The organism is Alkalibaculum bacchi (assembly GCF_937875145.1).
Lineage (GTDB): Bacteria > Bacillota > Clostridia > Eubacteriales > Alkalibacteraceae > Alkalibaculum > Alkalibaculum bacchi_A.
The window spans coordinates 1-14,477 of record NZ_CALNCS010000162.1 but is presented as its reverse complement, the minus strand read 5'-3'; the positions used below and the strand labels follow the sequence as shown (position 1 = coordinate 14,477).

Sequence of the window (14,477 nt, the reverse complement as noted above, 5' to 3'; positions counted from 1 at the left end):
CCATCATCAACCAGCAACCAGCTATCAGTGTTCTTCGATCAATCCTTACGGGTCAAGAAATCAACCCGTGTATATAAAAATTATTTAAATACTAACCTAGCCAGAAACAGAACATTTTTATTATATAAAAAAATCGCCACTAGGAGTTTCTAATCGGCGATTTTCTCAATTTAGTTTACTTTGTAGGCGCTGGGGCCTTTACTACGATTAATTCTAAGGTATCATCGTACAAGTTTTTTACATTCATTTTTGTGTTTACTGGAATTTTAAGTAAAATCCCTTTCTCGTATTCGTGAATCTCTTGGTCATCAAGCCCGATGGAAAGAGTTCCTCTTATGACTGTCATATAAACATTAGAATTGGAGAAATGCTCTGGAAGTCCCTCGTTCTTATTAAACACCATATGAAGGTAATGTACATTTTCGTCGAAGATTACCTTTTCGACTGCTTTTTCGTCCTTTGTTGATAGTTGAAATATTTTCTCAATCATTTAATTTCCTCCTTGTATTATTTCATACAGTTATACCCTATTTATCCTATTATAATTACGAATTTGCACTTAAGTTATTTTAGCGATTGTTTTTCTGCTTGTTTTCGTATTTTTAAAATGAATGGCATCTTTTGGGCAGACCTGCTGACAATTGGTACACTGAAAACATAATGACGTGTCAATAAAAGCCTTTTTATTTTCAGCGACAACTAAAATTGCATTTGAAGGGCAAGTTTTTTCGCAAATTTTACATCCAATACAGTTCTCTTCACTTACATTTGTGCATAACTTTGAAGATCTACCAAATGATTTTTGCAATACTCCAAAAGGGCAGACAAAATTGTGAAAGACTGCAGGTTTATATTTTAGGGTTACGATTACCGCCAAAGCAATCCACACTGGTAAGATTGGAATATTCTTATGTAATACTTTTTGTGCAATGATTACTATAACTACACTTGCTATTAGCGAACTACACTTGCTATTAGCGCAATTACGCTAAACTTTGTAGACTTAAGCCAATCAGGCGTTTTATCCGTTTGGATTTTCAGCTTTTTTGAGAGCGACTCTGTAGGAATCATTAATGTATTCTTAGGACAGATATAACCGCAGTATACCCTTCCAAAGAACAAAGCTGCAATAAGGCTAATGGCAAACACTCCCAACCAAAGCATAGGCTTTCCCATAATAATTAGGAATAGAAATAAACCTAAAAACAGAATACGTACTGTAGCAATAAGATACTTCATAATACCCCTCCCTATTGATTATTTTTTATTATATCGTTATGATAAGAATTAAGGTGTTACCAATGTAACACTTAGGAGGATATTATGGATGAATATATAAATGATATTAAGAATACAACTTTAATCAATTGTTTTTCTGTACGAGATATAGAGCTATTTTTAAAAACGGGTAAATTCAAAATCGTTTCCTATACAAAGAATACCGTTATACATTTTGATGGGGATATGTGTTGTAACTTAGAAATCATCCTTTCTGGAAGTGTTATTGTGGAAAGAATTGATGAATTTGGCAATTTGCTTACCATCTCAGAATTTTCTAAGGATGATATCGTTGGAGGTAATCTCTTATACTCTAAGAATCCGTATTTTCCAATGACTATAGTAACAGAATCTCGAACTAGCCTTCTTGAAATTGATAAAGAAACTTTATTTGAACTATTGACTACGAATTCATCTTTTCTTAGAATTTACCTCCAGTACACTTCAGATCGAACATTTCTCTTAGGCCATACCTTAAAGAGTTACATAAAAAGAACTATAAGAGAATGCATCATAGATTTTCTCAATATAGAGTGTAAAAAACAGGATTCAAAACAGATTACCTTAAATATAACGAAAAAAGCGCTAGCCGAAAAAATTGGTGTCCAACGTACATCCTTGTCGAGGGAATTAACTAAGATGAAAAAAGATGGCTTGATAGATTACGATACAAAGACGATTACGATGCTGGAATAAGGTGGTAAGGTGGTAAGCTACCAGTGGTGGCTTAAATGCTGGCGGACACTGCCCTCTACAGTCCACGAAGTATGACCCTAGCTTCTGCGATGGTCATCCTTGAGCGTAGCGAAGGATCTTACATTTTCTCGCCTACAGGCGAGTTAGATCTTCCTTTCTGCTTTCTGCTAAAAAAGTATTGACAAATGCTATATAATTAAGTATATTAGTAATTACTAATATACTTAATGGGAGGCTATTATGGAAGCTGTAAAAAAGAAAGTAAAGAGAAATGCCGTCGTTTCTAATGAATGCGTCGCCTGTGGTGTTTGTATGCAAGTTTGCCCTTTTGGTTCTATAAACGTTTACAAGGGAATCCGTGCTGTGGTGAATTTAGAAAAATGTGTTGGCTGTGGAAAATGTGCTAAATCATGTCCTGCCTCAGTTATCAAAATTCACAAAGAGGAAAATTGATTATGAAAAAAAACAATATTAAAAAGAAAAAATGGTCTGATTATTTGTGGATTTTTACTCTAGTTTACTTAACGTTAGGATTTTTTAATATTTTATTTGCATGGATTGGTTTGATTTGTTTTATCGTTCCCATAGTTATCTCCCTTTTTGGTGGAGGGAAAGCTTACTGTAATCACTACTGCGGTAGAGGAAAACTATTTCAGTTATTAGGTGACAAATTTAAATTATCAAGAAATATGGATATTCCACGTTTCTTGCGTTCAAAAAAATTTCGATATGGGTTTTTGATTTTCTTTATGGCTATGTTTATTAATATGTTGTACTCTACATATCTAGTTTACGCTGAAGTCAATGGATTAAGAGAATTTGTCACACTACTTTGGACCTTTAAAGTGCCATGGAGCTGGGCTTATACCACTCCTGCAACACCATGGATTGCTCAATTTGCCTTTGGCTTTTACAGTGTTATGCTTACATCAACTATTTTAGGTCTTATTACCATGGTGCTATACAAACCTCGCTCTTGGTGTGTTTACTGCCCAATGGGAACCATGACACAAGGAATCAGCCAGTTGAAAGATAAGAGAACGGTAGTTGAACAATAGTTGAACGGTTGTTTTTAAATAGCAGCAAAAATTATTCCTGATTGCGGATGACTTCACATTCACTCGCCTAAAGGCGAGTGGTTTTTTCAGCTTTCCGCATTCAGCGTTTTTTAGTTTTTCCTAACCAACTAAATAGTATATAATATAATACAATAATTTCTTCAAAGAAAAGAGAGGTTTACAATGGAAGAACACGTAAAAGTAGTAGCGGAACTACTTAAAGTACTTGCCAATGAAAATAGATTACTCATTTTATGCTACCTCATAGAAGGGCCTTTGACAGTGAGTGAGCTCTCCTCAAAAATTACTACCATCACTCAGTCTGCACTTTCTCAGCATCTTGCCATTTTAAAAGCGCATAAAATAGTCGACTCAATAAAAAAAGGCCAGACTATTACTTACTCTATTAATGATGAAAGAATTCTATCTGTAATGGAAGTTCTTAAAGCGAAATATTGTGTGTAATAAGGTGGTCAGCAAAAACTTTTTAGTCACCGTTGGTGACATAAAGAAGGGCGGATTGTGTCCACCCTTCTTTATGTTCTCTTTATTATTAAAGTACAAAGCGTTTTACATTATTAAACTTTATAACACTTATGTATAATCCTTTATAGTCTATATTAATTTGCAATAGCTGCAGCATACTTCATGATTTGTTCTTCGCTGGCTTCTTCTCTTGTAAGTTCACCTGTTTTTCTTCCTTCATGCATAACAATAATTCGATCACATAATGTTAGAAGCTCAGGCAATTCAGAAGAAACCATAATAATTCCTATACCTTGTTGTGCAATATCTCTGAGAAGTTCATATATCTCAGCCTTTGCTCCTACATCAATTCCCCTTGTAGGTTCATCACACATTAATATTTCAGGTTCATTAGCCAACCATCTTGCAATTATAACCTTTTGTTGATTTCCTCCACTTAGTGTCATAATGCAATTATTTACATCGCTGGTCTTAATATGGTATTTTTTTACCATTTCATCCATAATTTCATTTGATTTTCTTTTATCAATTACCCCATTTTTTAACATTTTGTTCAGTATGACAACTTGTGCATTTTGTTTAACGGATAATTCTGCCATTAAGGCATCATCTCTTCTATTTTCGGGAATTAAGGCAATTCGATTCTTTATTGCAGCTTGAGAGCAATTATGGACAGGGACTTTCTTTCCATGAATGTATATTTCACCTTCATCGGGCTTATTAATTCCAAATATAGAGTTAAGTAGCTCTGTTCTTCCTGCACCAACAAATCCAGCAATGCCTAATATTTCACCCTTTTTTAATTCAAAAGATATATTATCGAACTGTCTATGTTTTGAAAAACCTTTAACTTGAAGCAGTACTTCATCTGTAGCATAACATTGATAACAACTGTTATTATCAATTTCTCGTCCTACCATCAATCGAACAATATCGTCCATTGTTATATCTTTGATGTTTTTTGTTGTAATAAACTGTCCATCTCTTAAAATAGTTGTACGATCTCCTAGTTCCATTACTTCTTCTAGTCGATGGCTAACATAAATAATAGTTGTTCCTAATTCTCTTTTCATTTTTCTAATTATGTCAAATACAACATTTCTTTGATCATTTGTTAAAGCTGCTGTTGGTTCATCTAGGATTAAAATATCTGGTTTGTAGTAAATTGCCTTGGCTATCTGTATCATAGACTGTTCTGCGATACTTAGACTATCGATTAATCGAGTTGGTTCTAATTTTAGTTGAAAAAGATCTAATAGCTCCTGGGTCTTCTCTCTCATATATGATTCATTAATGAATATTCCCTTCATGCTTTCAGAGGAGCCAAGAAAAATATTATTAGCAATACTCATATTAGTACATAATGGCACTTCTTGATGTACAATTGAGAAACCTAACTTTTCTGACTTCTGAATGCTATTGATTTTTTCATGTTTGCCATTAACCCATATTTCACCAGAAGTTGGTTCAAACACGCCAGCACATAAATTGATTAATGTGGATTTGCCAGCACCATTTTCTCCACAAATACAGTGAACCTCGCCTTTTTGAATTTCAAATGAAACTTCTGATAATGCTGTAGTTCCACCAAATTTTTTTGTAACATTCTTAAACTGAATATGTGGTCCCATGCTTAGCTACCTACCCTTTCTTATTTGATCGACTAATGCAGGTGTCTAAAAGTACTGCCAGAATAATGATTACGCCAATAAAGCCAGACTGCCAGAAGACTGGAACGCTTAACAGTACCATTCCATTTTTTACAACGCTCATGATTATTGCCCCAATTAAAGTCCCAATGACCGTACCTCTTCCACCACTTAAGGCTGCTCCACCTAAGATAACTGCAGCTATGGCATCCATTTCTCTTGATGCTCCTGCCGTTGTTGGAACTGATTTTAAGTACGCAATGCTAACCTGACTTGCAAAGGCATAAAGAACTCCTGCAATAACCATACAAGCAATCTTAATTCGGTCCGTATTAATTCCTGCCAATTGTGCTGCTCTTTTGTTCCCACCTGTTGCATATACTTCAAATCCAAATTTAGTTTTAGACATTACCATATGTGCAATTATAAAGAAAGCAATCATAACAATAACCTGAATAGGTATTACACCTATTGAACCTCCAAGCTTAAAGATCCAGCTGCTCTCAGCACTTTCAGGAAAAACACTGATATTCTGCCCACCTGAAATAGAATAAGCAATACTTCTAAAAATTTGCATTGTTCCTAATGTAACAATAAATGCAGGCATTTTTGCCTTAGTAATTAAAAAACCATTTACAAATCCAATCGCTCCACCTGCGAGCATAGCAATGCTAAAAACTAGAGTTGGATTTACACCTGCCTTGTAGAGATATGCGGCCAGCATAGCTGTAGCTCCATAGGCTGAACCAGCTGAAAGATCAATTTCTGCCGAAACAATAATAAAAGTCATCCCAATAGCCATGATGCCTATTTCAACAGTCTGCCTCACAATGTTTATTAAATTTGTCATTTGCAAAAATGCGGGTGACGCTATGGATAGTATTGCAATAAGCGAAACCATTACCATAAAAACGCCAAATTCGCGAAATACTTTTATTTTTTTCATTCTTGCTGTTTTACCTAGCTCTGTCATTCCCATTCACATTTCCCCCATATATTTTGTCCTCCAATAGCTATGTAGCAAAACACATAGCTATTGGAGCAAATTTGGACTCTTATTCTGGCTCTACCTCTGAAACATTTTCTGCTGTTACCATTTGTGCACCAGTATTGACGTCAATAAATTGTGTATCATGTGCTTTATTCATATACAGCTCTAATACAGAATAGTATCCCTGCATAAATGGGTTTTGTCCTATTGTTAACTGCATATCTCCATTTTTCACATGTTCAAGTGTTCCTTCAACAAGGTCAAATCCTGCACCCTTTACTTTGTCTTGAAGTTTGTTTGTTCCGATATACGTTCCAATTGCTTCACTAAATACATCTACACCTAAGATTGCATCAATTTCTGGGTCTTTTAAATATGCATTTTCAATAACACCATAAGCATTTGTTAAGTCCGTTCCGATATCGATTACACCACCGAATTCAATATCAGGAAATTCTTTTGCAGCTTTTTCGATTCCAGCTGTTCTTGCAATAAGTGCAGAATCCGCTGGAGCGCAGCTTGCTACTACATACTTTCCTTTTCCATTCAATACTTCACCAAACATATACATACCCATTTCATAGCCTGCATCTTCATAATCCTGGCCAACAAATGCGGAAATACCACTGCCTTCAGCATTTTGATTGAATCCTACAACGGGAATTCCTGCTTTGTTTGCTTTTCCTATAACTGAATTAAAACCAGAGGGATCCCATGTTACTGTTGCAATGCCATCGTATCCTACAGAAATAGCCGATTCAATTAAATCAACTTGTTCATTTAAGCTACTAGCAGTGTTTGGAGCGGATACATCTACTGTAATACCTAAATCTTCACCAGCGGCTTTTGCACCGTCAGCCATCTTTGTATAGAATGAGCTGTTCATTGCATGTAAAACTACTGAAACTTTAATATCTTTTTTGTCTGTTCCTTCATCTTGTGCAGGAGCATCTTTACTTGCACATCCTACTAATGACAAAAACAATGCTACACATAACGCTAATACTATTACTTTTTTTCTCATAAAAACCTCTCCTTAATATATTTAATTATAAATAATTGGATAAATATTACTTTTACTCTTCGAAAGAGGCTCTCTCCTCATAATAATCAGGTGTGATAACTCCTTCTTTTTGAAACCATTTCCATGCATCAATTCCTGCAACGAGTACTACATTACCCCAGGGTTCAAATCCCCCTGTCCTTACTATGTACTTTGCCTTACTAAGATAAGTAGAGAAAAGATCTTCATGTGACATGGTATCAACTTTGCATCGTTTGCTTAATTCACTAACATTTTTAAAATGTAATGGGTTGTACAACTTCTGTTCTTCAGCAACAATCACTTTTTCATAAATCATCTCATCCATAATTAATTCCAGAACTTTTCCAACGCTTGGCAAGTCTTCTGATATTGCAAGATCAATTCGTTGTTTCTCATCTTTAATTGGTACTCCAACATCTCCAATAATCATAATGTCTGTATGTCCCATATCGGCTATGGCATTTATAAGATTTCTATTTAATATACCGTCCTTTTTCATAATTTATATCATCCCTTCAAATATTGCTTTCAGCTATTTTTATTACTTCTTCTCTTGTAGGTATTCCTTCTATAACTCCATATTTTGTAACGGCTAAACCTGCAGAGATATTTGCAAATTTTATAGCATCTTCTATTGTATGTCCTTTAGCTAATGCTACACAGAATGATCCATTAAAGGTATCCCCTGCTCCTGTAGTATCAATAGCATCAACTGGTATTCCTTCAATTTTTTTGCACATTGTATCATTTACTAAAAGTGCTCCTTCTGATCCTAGAGTGACAATAACGTTTCTTACCCCTAATTTATGTATCTGTTTTGCAACTTCCTCGTCAGATAAAGAACTATCTTCATCTAATCCTAATATTGCTCTCGCCTCAGTTTGATTTGGTACTAAAAACTCACAATATTTTAATAGTTCTTCTGGCATTTGATTATAAGGAGCAGGATTTAAAACAACTGGTATTCCTAATTCTTTGCATTTTTTTGCTGCATAAAGAACGGTATCCATATGAATTTCTAACTGCATCAATAGTAGTTTGCACTTAGATATTTCAGGTAACATACGATCAATATCAGCAGGAGATAGCTCAAAGTTTGCTGCTAAGTCGATTACAATTTCATTTTCACCTTTTGCATTTATATAAATCAACCCTACACCTGTTGATTGATTTTCTCTGCTTCTAATAATATAGGAGGAGTCTATTCCTTCTTCTTCGTATAGCTTGATTGCCCCATCTCCAAAACTATCATTTCCAACGCATCCTCCATAAAGGACTTCTGCTCCCATTCGCGACGCTGCAACTGCCTGGTTGGACCCTTTTCCTCCGTGCATAGCTTTGAAATTTTTTCCTTTTACTGTTTCTCCCTCTTGTGGGAAACGTTCCGTTGAAATTGTCATTCCAACTGCATAACTTCCAATTACTGCTATTCTACTGCCCAATAGCTTTACCCCCTATAAAAGTCTTTATTTCCATACTTTAATGCTGTATCAAACACGGCTAGAATCTTTTCTGGCGATATTCCTGCTTGAATATTGTGTATTTGTGAAAAGACAAATCCACCTCCTGGTGCATAAACCTTTATCATTTCCTTTACTTCATTGACGATATCATCAATACTACCATGAGTTAATGTAGTTTGTGTACTAATACCGCCTCCCCAAATGGTCATGTTCTTTCCAAATTCCTTCTTAATTTGAACTGGATCCATATTATCGCATTCTTTTTGAATTGGATTAAGAATGTCATATCCAGACTCTATAAGGTCTCCAATAATTGGATAAATACTGCCACAACAATGTAATGAAATATGCATATCTTTTTTCTTTCTACGAATTGCCTCATTAATTTTTGCATGTCTTGGTTTAAAGAACTTTCTATATATCTCTGGTGAAATAATCATAGCTCTTTGTTGTCCAAAATCATCATTATTTTGTAGTACATGAACATAATCACCTACAGCATCCATATACTTATCTATCATAGCAATATATGCATCTGTCAGTTTATCAAGATAATACTCAATCAATTCGGGTTCAGTATATAAATACTCTAGGAAAGTTTGATATCCCCAGTCTTTCGTTCCCTTTTCAAAAATACTAAAACTCGTTGCTGCTGAAATTGCATAATCTGTATTTTCATATAAATCCTTTGCTTTTGCTGTTGCAAATTTAATTTCTTCATCTGTCATAACAGGAAGTTCTAATAATCTATCTATATCGCTTTCATCTTCAGCATCTGCTAGTGGAGAGTAGACTTCGTCAAAATACAAACCTTGTGTTGGCCTTATTGCTATTACAGTCCCTGCTGCATTTGTCACACCTAGTGACCCATCTTCTAATGTAATAGGATTAAAGGCTTTTGCCAACTTACATTTTCCTCCGCCTAAAGGTAATTCTCCATCTTTAAATTCATCAATCTTTATCCCAATAGATGGTATTAATCTTGGAAGCATTACCACGTCGCATCCTATACGCTCCAATACTTCTGGGTCAGGAGTTGCTAAAAGCTGTTTTACATCAAACAAAATTGTATCGTGTGTCATACCTAAGTATTCTTTTAATTCATTATATGCGTTGGCATTTATCCCTGTAGATCTTGAAGAACCTAACTCAATAGGAATACGATCTGTTTCCTCGTGATTTAATGCCATTAAAACTCTTTCTCTCGATTTCATTATATTTCTCCTTTTTATATTATTTAGCAAAACGTTTTCTGAAAACGTTTTATGTAAGCATATAAAGATTTTACACAGAAACCTTATTTAACTTTTTAACACTTCCTCCCTGCTTGATTTCTGATTTAACAATTTCATGTTTCTGTTTTAACTTCTTACCTTCAATTAATTTAATTAAATTTGTGGCTGCTATTTTACCCATTTCTTCACCATGAATTGATATGGTGGTTAGCGGTGGCTGATGTAATTCTGCTAGTATAGTTCCATCAAAGCCAATTGCAGAAATATCTTCTGGAATGCTCATGCCAGCTTCTCTAATTGCTCTACATGCTCCTATTGCCATTAAATCATTAGCTGCTACAAATGCTGTAAATTTTTTATTTTTCAAAAGATCTTTCATGCATTGATATCCAGATTCAATTTTGTAGTCGCCATGAATTATCAAATCTTCATCCATTTTCAAGTTAAAATCATGAATTGCTTTAAGGTATCCTGCTTTTCTAAGATTCGCATTATGTGCATTCTCAGGTCCTGCAATAAATGCAATCTTTTCGTGACCATTTTCAACTAAACTTTTCATCGCTAGATATAAACCCATAGCATTGTCTAGAGTTACACTAGCTACATCCTTAATGATCTCACCATATCGCTCCACTGCAATAATTGGAAATTTTTTATTGTTTAAGTAGACAATATTGTCATCTTCTTCTTCTGCATTTTGTGTAGTTACAATGATTCCATCTGCAAATCCGTTGCTTAAGCTCAACAAAAAAGAATCTTCTTTATCTTTAGAGCCCTCTGTACTGCAGAGAACTAAGCGATATTTTTTCTTATTTAATATCTTTTCTGCACCTTTTGCAAAATCCTGAAAGAAAAAATTAGAAATATCTGGTATAATAATGCCGATGATATTAGTTCTTTTTGTTACCAAAGATCTGGCAACTGGATTAGGATGATATCCTAGTTTTTTTATTGCAGTTTTAATTTTATTCTCTGTTTCTAAAGAACAGGATCCTTCAATATTATTCATAACTCTTGAAACAGTTGTTATGGATACTCCACATTCCTTAGCTATTTCCTTAATCGTAACTTTTGGTTTCATAACTTCGCCCCATTTTAATCACTAATGCGTATGTATCATTATATGATTTCCTATAGTTAAACGTTTTGGCATAACGTTTTCGTCAAACGTTTTAGTTAAACGTTTTCGTTAAGCTAAATTTATCATCTTATTCATAAAATGTCAATATAATTTAAAACTTTTTATTTCGTTTTTAGTATTATGCTCTCTATTATTTAATACTACAATATCGTTACACTTACTATATTACAATAATATATAAACAATTAAATATTAATAAATTACTATTATAAATAGAAATTTTTTTGTCTAAATGCCGCTAAAATGGGTAAATATAATTAACAATAATTTTACAGGAGGTTTAAGATGAAAATTAGTGCAAGAAATCAATTAAAAGGTAAAGTAGTAGAGATTAAAGATGGTGCAGTCAATGCTAAAGTGACCATAGATCTCGGTGGAGGAAATAAGATCACTTCTATTATTACTATGGACTCTGTTAAAGAATTAGGCTTGCAAGTAGGTTCGGACGCTACTGCTATAGTAAAAGCATCTTCTGTTATGATCGGCGTAGATCACTAAGCACAAACAAAAATACCAAGCTTTTATTATTGCTTGGTATTTTTTATACTTTATATTCCAAATAAAACTATTACAATGCTGGATTAACTTCAGCAATATGTACCAATGACGAAATATATTAATGCTAGGCTAAACCACCTTACCAATTCAGAAGTAGATCCTATCGCCAAGATTGCAGAGCTAAAGGTAGCTACGGTTACTATCCAAGAAGCATAAAGAAAAAGACAATATATCTATACTAAATCCTACTATAGAAAATTAATGAAGAGATAAAGAATGTAAATTAAAATCAATATCATACCTTCCCGTTTGCTAATTTCATTGATTTTACTATTGTATGCAAAGAATCCAAAGACAGATAAAACGATGGCTAGTGTTATAAAATGAATTCGATAAAATTCTTCAGTTACTGCGATTCCACCAGGAATTAACGCTGCAGATGCGCCTACTACTAACAGAATATTTAAAATATTAGCTCCCATTATATTTCCTATAACTAATCCTCCATGATTTCTTTTAGCTGCTGAGATACAGGTACTTAATTCAGGAACACTAGTTCCAAAAGCAACTAAAGTTGAAGCGATGATAACATCAGAAATCCCTATTCTTCTTGCAAGAATCTCTGCTGAATTGACTAACGAAGAGGCACTTACAGCTATAACTAGGGCTGAAATAAAAATGCTGAAAATAATCATGAATACACTTCTAGTATCTTTGTTCACTTGTATTCCAGATTTGTTTTTTTTGCTAATAGAAACCTTATTTTTCTCTTGAATGATTAAATACACAATGTACACCATAACTAACATTAAATAGATAAAACCAAACCATTGAGGGATATGACTGCCCTCATTTTGTACTTTATAGGGTAATGTGGTAAAAATCAAGAGAAATACTGTTGTAACGAGTAGATTGAATTTTTGTGAAGATTTTTCACCTACCGGGATCTTTCCAAAGAGAGCTCCTATACCTAAAATTAAGCTTGTATTCGTAATAATAGACCCTACTGCATTCCCAAGTGCAAAACTATCATTTCCTTTTAGTGCAGAGGAAATAGATGCAGATAGTTCTGGTAGAGTAGTACCTAAGGAAACAATGGTTGCTCCTATGATTATTTCAGGTAAACCCCATATTTGAGAAAGTTTTACAGCATTATCTACTAAATAATCTGCTGCTTTTGATAGTAAAAATAATGATATGCAAAATATAATAAAAATAACGATAATACTTGAATCTATTAGTATTGAATACATTTAAAGCGCATACCTCCTTTTATTAATGGTTTAATAATAAAAACAATCATATCCGTTTAATAGAATATGAATAAAGTTTTATAGATGTTTATAAAATAAAAAAGCATCTCCTATTAATAGATAAACAAAATAAAGGTGAGAAGCTTTAAAAGAGTTTCCCACCCCAGAAACGATTTCTTGAAAGCAAATAGAATTTGCCCAACCGAACCAAATGTATTAAATTATATATTTTATATATATTAATTCAGTGGTTTAAATATTCCAAGTATTCTAATTAACTCTACTATATATTAGGGGATTCCTTTTGGGTCAAGATCCGGCCCTACACTTAAGGTTTACATTGAGCAGAAGCTAGGGGTCAAAGTAGAACTCCCCCCAAAAAAGGCAAAGCCGAGAAATAATATGGCTTTGCCTTTTTTATTTATATTATTTTGCAGTTTTCCCTAATGAATTAGCAACTAATTTATTGTATTGTTCTTCTGTCAATTCACTGTGATAGAACAATTCATAGTATTTTGCAGCTTCGTCGTACATATCATAGCCTGCTTCTTCAGGATAAAGTAATTGAGTAATCCAAAGCATGCCCATGTAACGATTAACAGATGGTGGAGAGCCCATCCAATTGTAAGGACCTGCTGGCACTTCATAGTAATTTCCATCTTTGATGGCTTTTAATTGTTGCCATGATTTATCTTTTCCTACAGAGCTGTATACGCTACCTGGAGCAAAGATAATCACCTCAGGATTCCAATTAATGATTTGCTCCATATCTACAGGATTTCCTGTACCTTTACTAGAAATATCTTCTACAACTGCCACATTATTGCTTACTCTATCAATGATTTCAGCGTGGAAAGAATCTTTTGCTAATACACCTAAGCCATCTTCACCAGTAGCGTAAAGCAAATCTACCTTTCCTTCTTCGCCAATCTTTTCTATTAGAGCTTTTGTATCCTCATTTACTTTTTCACAGTAACTTGCTAATGCTTCTCCTTCTTTCTCTTTTCCTAAGAGCTTACCTAATGTTCTATAGGCATCCCCCATAGTGTCTGTTGTGGCTTCGATATGTATAGTAGGTATGCCTACTTGTTCCGATATATCATCCATATCTTCTACAACAGAAGGTTTTGATTCGCCAATATCAATAATGACTTGGGGGTCTACCTTGGCGATTTCTTCAAGATTAAGGTCACCTTGTCCATAAAACTGCCCTAGAATAGGAAGTTCATAGTACTCTGTATCAATATACTCCTCTGCACTTGGATTCCATTCTCCTGAAACTCCCACTAGGGCATCTGGAGCTATAGCAAATAATACAATTTGAGCTAATGCGCCAGAAGGCACAATTCTCGTGATATCAGCTGGAAGTGCTACTTCTCTCCCTGCTGAATCCGTAAAGCTAGTGGTTTTATCTTTACTTGTCACATCTTGCTTTTGTTTCTTGTCTACATCTGTACTACTTGGTTTACTGTTGTTACATGCAGTTGTCATAGATAGCAATAAGAACACTACAAGTAACATAGAAAGAATCTTCTTTTTCATTTTGTTTCCCCCTTTGTTTTAATATATCAAAGGCAAGAGAACATCTTATGATAGTATTCCCTTTTTATAGTGCTTTTAGGTATGCATACCCTTACCTTATCATCGTAGCCATAAACAGCGGATTAATTTCCATTTTTTCTAT

Annotated in this window: 17 protein-coding genes and 1 other annotated feature; of the genes, 5 read left to right on the top strand and 12 right to left on the bottom strand. The window is 34.2% G+C overall.

All coding sequences use genetic code 11. The features are described 5' to 3' along the window. Positions 1-175 precede the first annotated feature (175 nt). The 3 genes from Q7P22_RS09770 to Q7P22_RS09760 form a co-directional block, all read right to left on the bottom strand. Positions 176-490: a cupin domain-containing protein gene (locus Q7P22_RS09770; protein ID WP_303863673.1), complete on the bottom strand. Its 315-nt coding sequence runs from the start codon at positions 488-490 to the stop codon at positions 176-178. A gap of 69 nt (positions 491-559) precedes the next feature. Then, positions 560-889 carry a 4Fe-4S binding protein gene (locus Q7P22_RS09765; protein WP_303863672.1) on the bottom strand — a complete coding sequence of 110 codons (330 nt, stop codon included), beginning with the start codon at positions 887-889 and terminating at the stop codon, positions 560-562. A 65-nt stretch (positions 890-954) separates the two neighbouring features. Next, positions 955-1,239, bottom strand: a complete 285-nt coding sequence (locus tag Q7P22_RS09760) for a 4Fe-4S binding protein (protein WP_303863671.1) — start codon at positions 1,237-1,239, stop codon at positions 955-957. Positions 1,240-1,323: 84 nt separating this feature from the next. Between Q7P22_RS09760 and Q7P22_RS09755 the strand changes: the two genes are divergently transcribed. From Q7P22_RS09755 to Q7P22_RS09740, 4 genes are all read left to right on the top strand, one after another. Beyond that, a complete protein-coding gene (locus Q7P22_RS09755) occupies positions 1,324-1,974 on the top strand; it encodes a Crp/Fnr family transcriptional regulator (RefSeq protein WP_303863670.1) in 651 nt (216 codons plus the stop codon). 240 nt (positions 1,975-2,214) lie between these two features. Further along, positions 2,215-2,427 (top strand): 4Fe-4S binding protein, encoded by a 213-nt coding sequence (locus tag Q7P22_RS09750; RefSeq protein WP_303863669.1) that lies wholly within the window; start codon positions 2,215-2,217, stop codon positions 2,425-2,427. A gap of 2 nt (positions 2,428-2,429) precedes the next feature. Next, complete coding sequence (locus Q7P22_RS09745; protein ID WP_303863668.1) at positions 2,430-3,032, top strand: 4Fe-4S binding protein; 603 nt, start codon at positions 2,430-2,432, stop codon at positions 3,030-3,032. A 183-nt stretch (positions 3,033-3,215) separates the two neighbouring features. Next, the gene (locus Q7P22_RS09740; RefSeq protein WP_303863667.1) at positions 3,216-3,497 is read left to right on the top strand and encodes a helix-turn-helix transcriptional regulator; all 282 of its coding nucleotides are present in this window, start codon (positions 3,216-3,218) and stop codon (positions 3,495-3,497) included. 155 nt (positions 3,498-3,652) lie between these two features. Here the strand turns inward: Q7P22_RS09740 and Q7P22_RS09735 are convergent, their stop codons facing one another. The 7 genes from Q7P22_RS09735 to Q7P22_RS09705 form a co-directional block, all read right to left on the bottom strand. Beyond that, positions 3,653-5,149, bottom strand: coding sequence for a sugar ABC transporter ATP-binding protein (locus Q7P22_RS09735; protein ID WP_113920822.1), 1,497 nt, complete (start codon positions 5,147-5,149; stop codon positions 3,653-3,655). 10 nt (positions 5,150-5,159) lie between these two features. Continuing rightward, positions 5,160-6,146: an ABC transporter permease gene (locus Q7P22_RS09730; RefSeq protein WP_303863666.1), complete on the bottom strand. Its 987-nt coding sequence runs from the start codon at positions 6,144-6,146 to the stop codon at positions 5,160-5,162. A gap of 76 nt (positions 6,147-6,222) precedes the next feature. Further along, complete coding sequence (locus Q7P22_RS09725) at positions 6,223-7,182, bottom strand: substrate-binding domain-containing protein (protein ID WP_113920824.1); 960 nt, start codon at positions 7,180-7,182, stop codon at positions 6,223-6,225. Positions 7,183-7,234: 52 nt separating this feature from the next. Continuing rightward, on the bottom strand, positions 7,235-7,702 hold the full coding sequence (gene rbsD, locus Q7P22_RS09720; RefSeq protein ID WP_113920825.1) for a D-ribose pyranase: 468 nt from the start codon (positions 7,700-7,702) through the stop codon (positions 7,235-7,237). Between the two features lie 16 nt (positions 7,703-7,718). Further along, on the bottom strand, positions 7,719-8,645 hold the full coding sequence (gene rbsK / locus Q7P22_RS09715; protein ID WP_303863665.1) for a ribokinase: 927 nt from the start codon (positions 8,643-8,645) through the stop codon (positions 7,719-7,721). A gap of 5 nt (positions 8,646-8,650) precedes the next feature. Beyond that, a complete protein-coding gene (locus tag Q7P22_RS09710) occupies positions 8,651-9,880 on the bottom strand; it encodes a uroporphyrinogen decarboxylase family protein (RefSeq protein WP_113920827.1) in 1,230 nt (409 codons plus the stop codon). 70 nt (positions 9,881-9,950) lie between these two features. After that, complete coding sequence (locus Q7P22_RS09705; RefSeq protein WP_113920828.1) at positions 9,951-10,982, bottom strand: LacI family DNA-binding transcriptional regulator; 1,032 nt, start codon at positions 10,980-10,982, stop codon at positions 9,951-9,953. Between the two features lie 345 nt (positions 10,983-11,327). On the opposite strand from Q7P22_RS09705, the gene Q7P22_RS09700 reads away from it, so the two are divergent. After that, entirely contained in the window at positions 11,328-11,540 is a 213-nt protein-coding gene (locus Q7P22_RS09700; RefSeq protein ID WP_303863661.1) for a molybdopterin-binding protein, read from the top strand. Between the two features lie 248 nt (positions 11,541-11,788). Here Q7P22_RS09700 and Q7P22_RS09695 read toward each other — a convergent pair whose 3' ends face one another. Beyond that, positions 11,789-12,793 carry a sodium:calcium antiporter gene (locus tag Q7P22_RS09695; protein ID WP_303863660.1) on the bottom strand — a complete coding sequence of 335 codons (1,005 nt, stop codon included), beginning with the start codon at positions 12,791-12,793 and terminating at the stop codon, positions 11,789-11,791. A 153-nt stretch (positions 12,794-12,946) separates the two neighbouring features. After that, positions 12,947-12,997 (bottom strand) — a sequence feature (sodium ion sensor (DUF1646 type); this cis-regulatory element may regulate processes involved in with the transportation of sodium ions). Positions 12,998-13,219: 222 nt separating this feature from the next. Continuing rightward, on the bottom strand, positions 13,220-14,335 hold the full coding sequence (locus Q7P22_RS09690; RefSeq protein WP_303863658.1) for an ABC transporter substrate-binding protein: 1,116 nt from the start codon (positions 14,333-14,335) through the stop codon (positions 13,220-13,222). Between the last annotated feature and the right edge of the window lie 142 nt (positions 14,336-14,477).

Excerpts from the sequence above, each read along its gene's own strand:
- Q7P22_RS09770 (WP_303863673.1), bottom strand. The coding sequence starts at position 490 with ATGATTGAGAAAATATTTCAACTATCAACAAAGGACGAAAAAGCAGTC.
- Q7P22_RS09760 (WP_303863671.1), bottom strand. The coding sequence starts at position 1,239 with ATGAAGTATCTTATTGCTACAGTACGTATTCTGTTTTTAGGTTTATTT.
- Q7P22_RS09755 (WP_303863670.1), top strand. The coding sequence starts at position 1,324 with ATGGATGAATATATAAATGATATTAAGAATACAACTTTAATCAATTGT.
- Q7P22_RS09750 (WP_303863669.1), top strand. The coding sequence starts at position 2,215 with ATGGAAGCTGTAAAAAAGAAAGTAAAGAGAAATGCCGTCGTTTCTAAT.
- Q7P22_RS09745 (WP_303863668.1), top strand. The coding sequence starts at position 2,430 with ATGAAAAAAAACAATATTAAAAAGAAAAAATGGTCTGATTATTTGTGG.
- Q7P22_RS09740 (WP_303863667.1), top strand. The coding sequence starts at position 3,216 with ATGGAAGAACACGTAAAAGTAGTAGCGGAACTACTTAAAGTACTTGCC.
- Q7P22_RS09735 (WP_113920822.1), bottom strand. The coding sequence starts at position 5,149 with ATGGGACCACATATTCAGTTTAAGAATGTTACAAAAAAATTTGGTGGA.
- Q7P22_RS09730 (WP_303863666.1), bottom strand. The coding sequence starts at position 6,146 with ATGGGAATGACAGAGCTAGGTAAAACAGCAAGAATGAAAAAAATAAAA.
- Q7P22_RS09725 (WP_113920824.1), bottom strand. The coding sequence starts at position 7,182 with ATGAGAAAAAAAGTAATAGTATTAGCGTTATGTGTAGCATTGTTTTTG.
- rbsD (WP_113920825.1), bottom strand. The coding sequence starts at position 7,702 with ATGAAAAAGGACGGTATATTAAATAGAAATCTTATAAATGCCATAGCC.
- Q7P22_RS09710 (WP_113920827.1), bottom strand. The coding sequence starts at position 9,880 with ATGAAATCGAGAGAAAGAGTTTTAATGGCATTAAATCACGAGGAAACA.
- Q7P22_RS09705 (WP_113920828.1), bottom strand. The coding sequence starts at position 10,982 with ATGAAACCAAAAGTTACGATTAAGGAAATAGCTAAGGAATGTGGAGTA.
- Q7P22_RS09700 (WP_303863661.1), top strand. The coding sequence starts at position 11,328 with ATGAAAATTAGTGCAAGAAATCAATTAAAAGGTAAAGTAGTAGAGATT.
- Q7P22_RS09695 (WP_303863660.1), bottom strand. The coding sequence starts at position 12,793 with ATGTATTCAATACTAATAGATTCAAGTATTATCGTTATTTTTATTATA.
- Q7P22_RS09690 (WP_303863658.1), bottom strand. The coding sequence starts at position 14,335 with ATGAAAAAGAAGATTCTTTCTATGTTACTTGTAGTGTTCTTATTGCTA.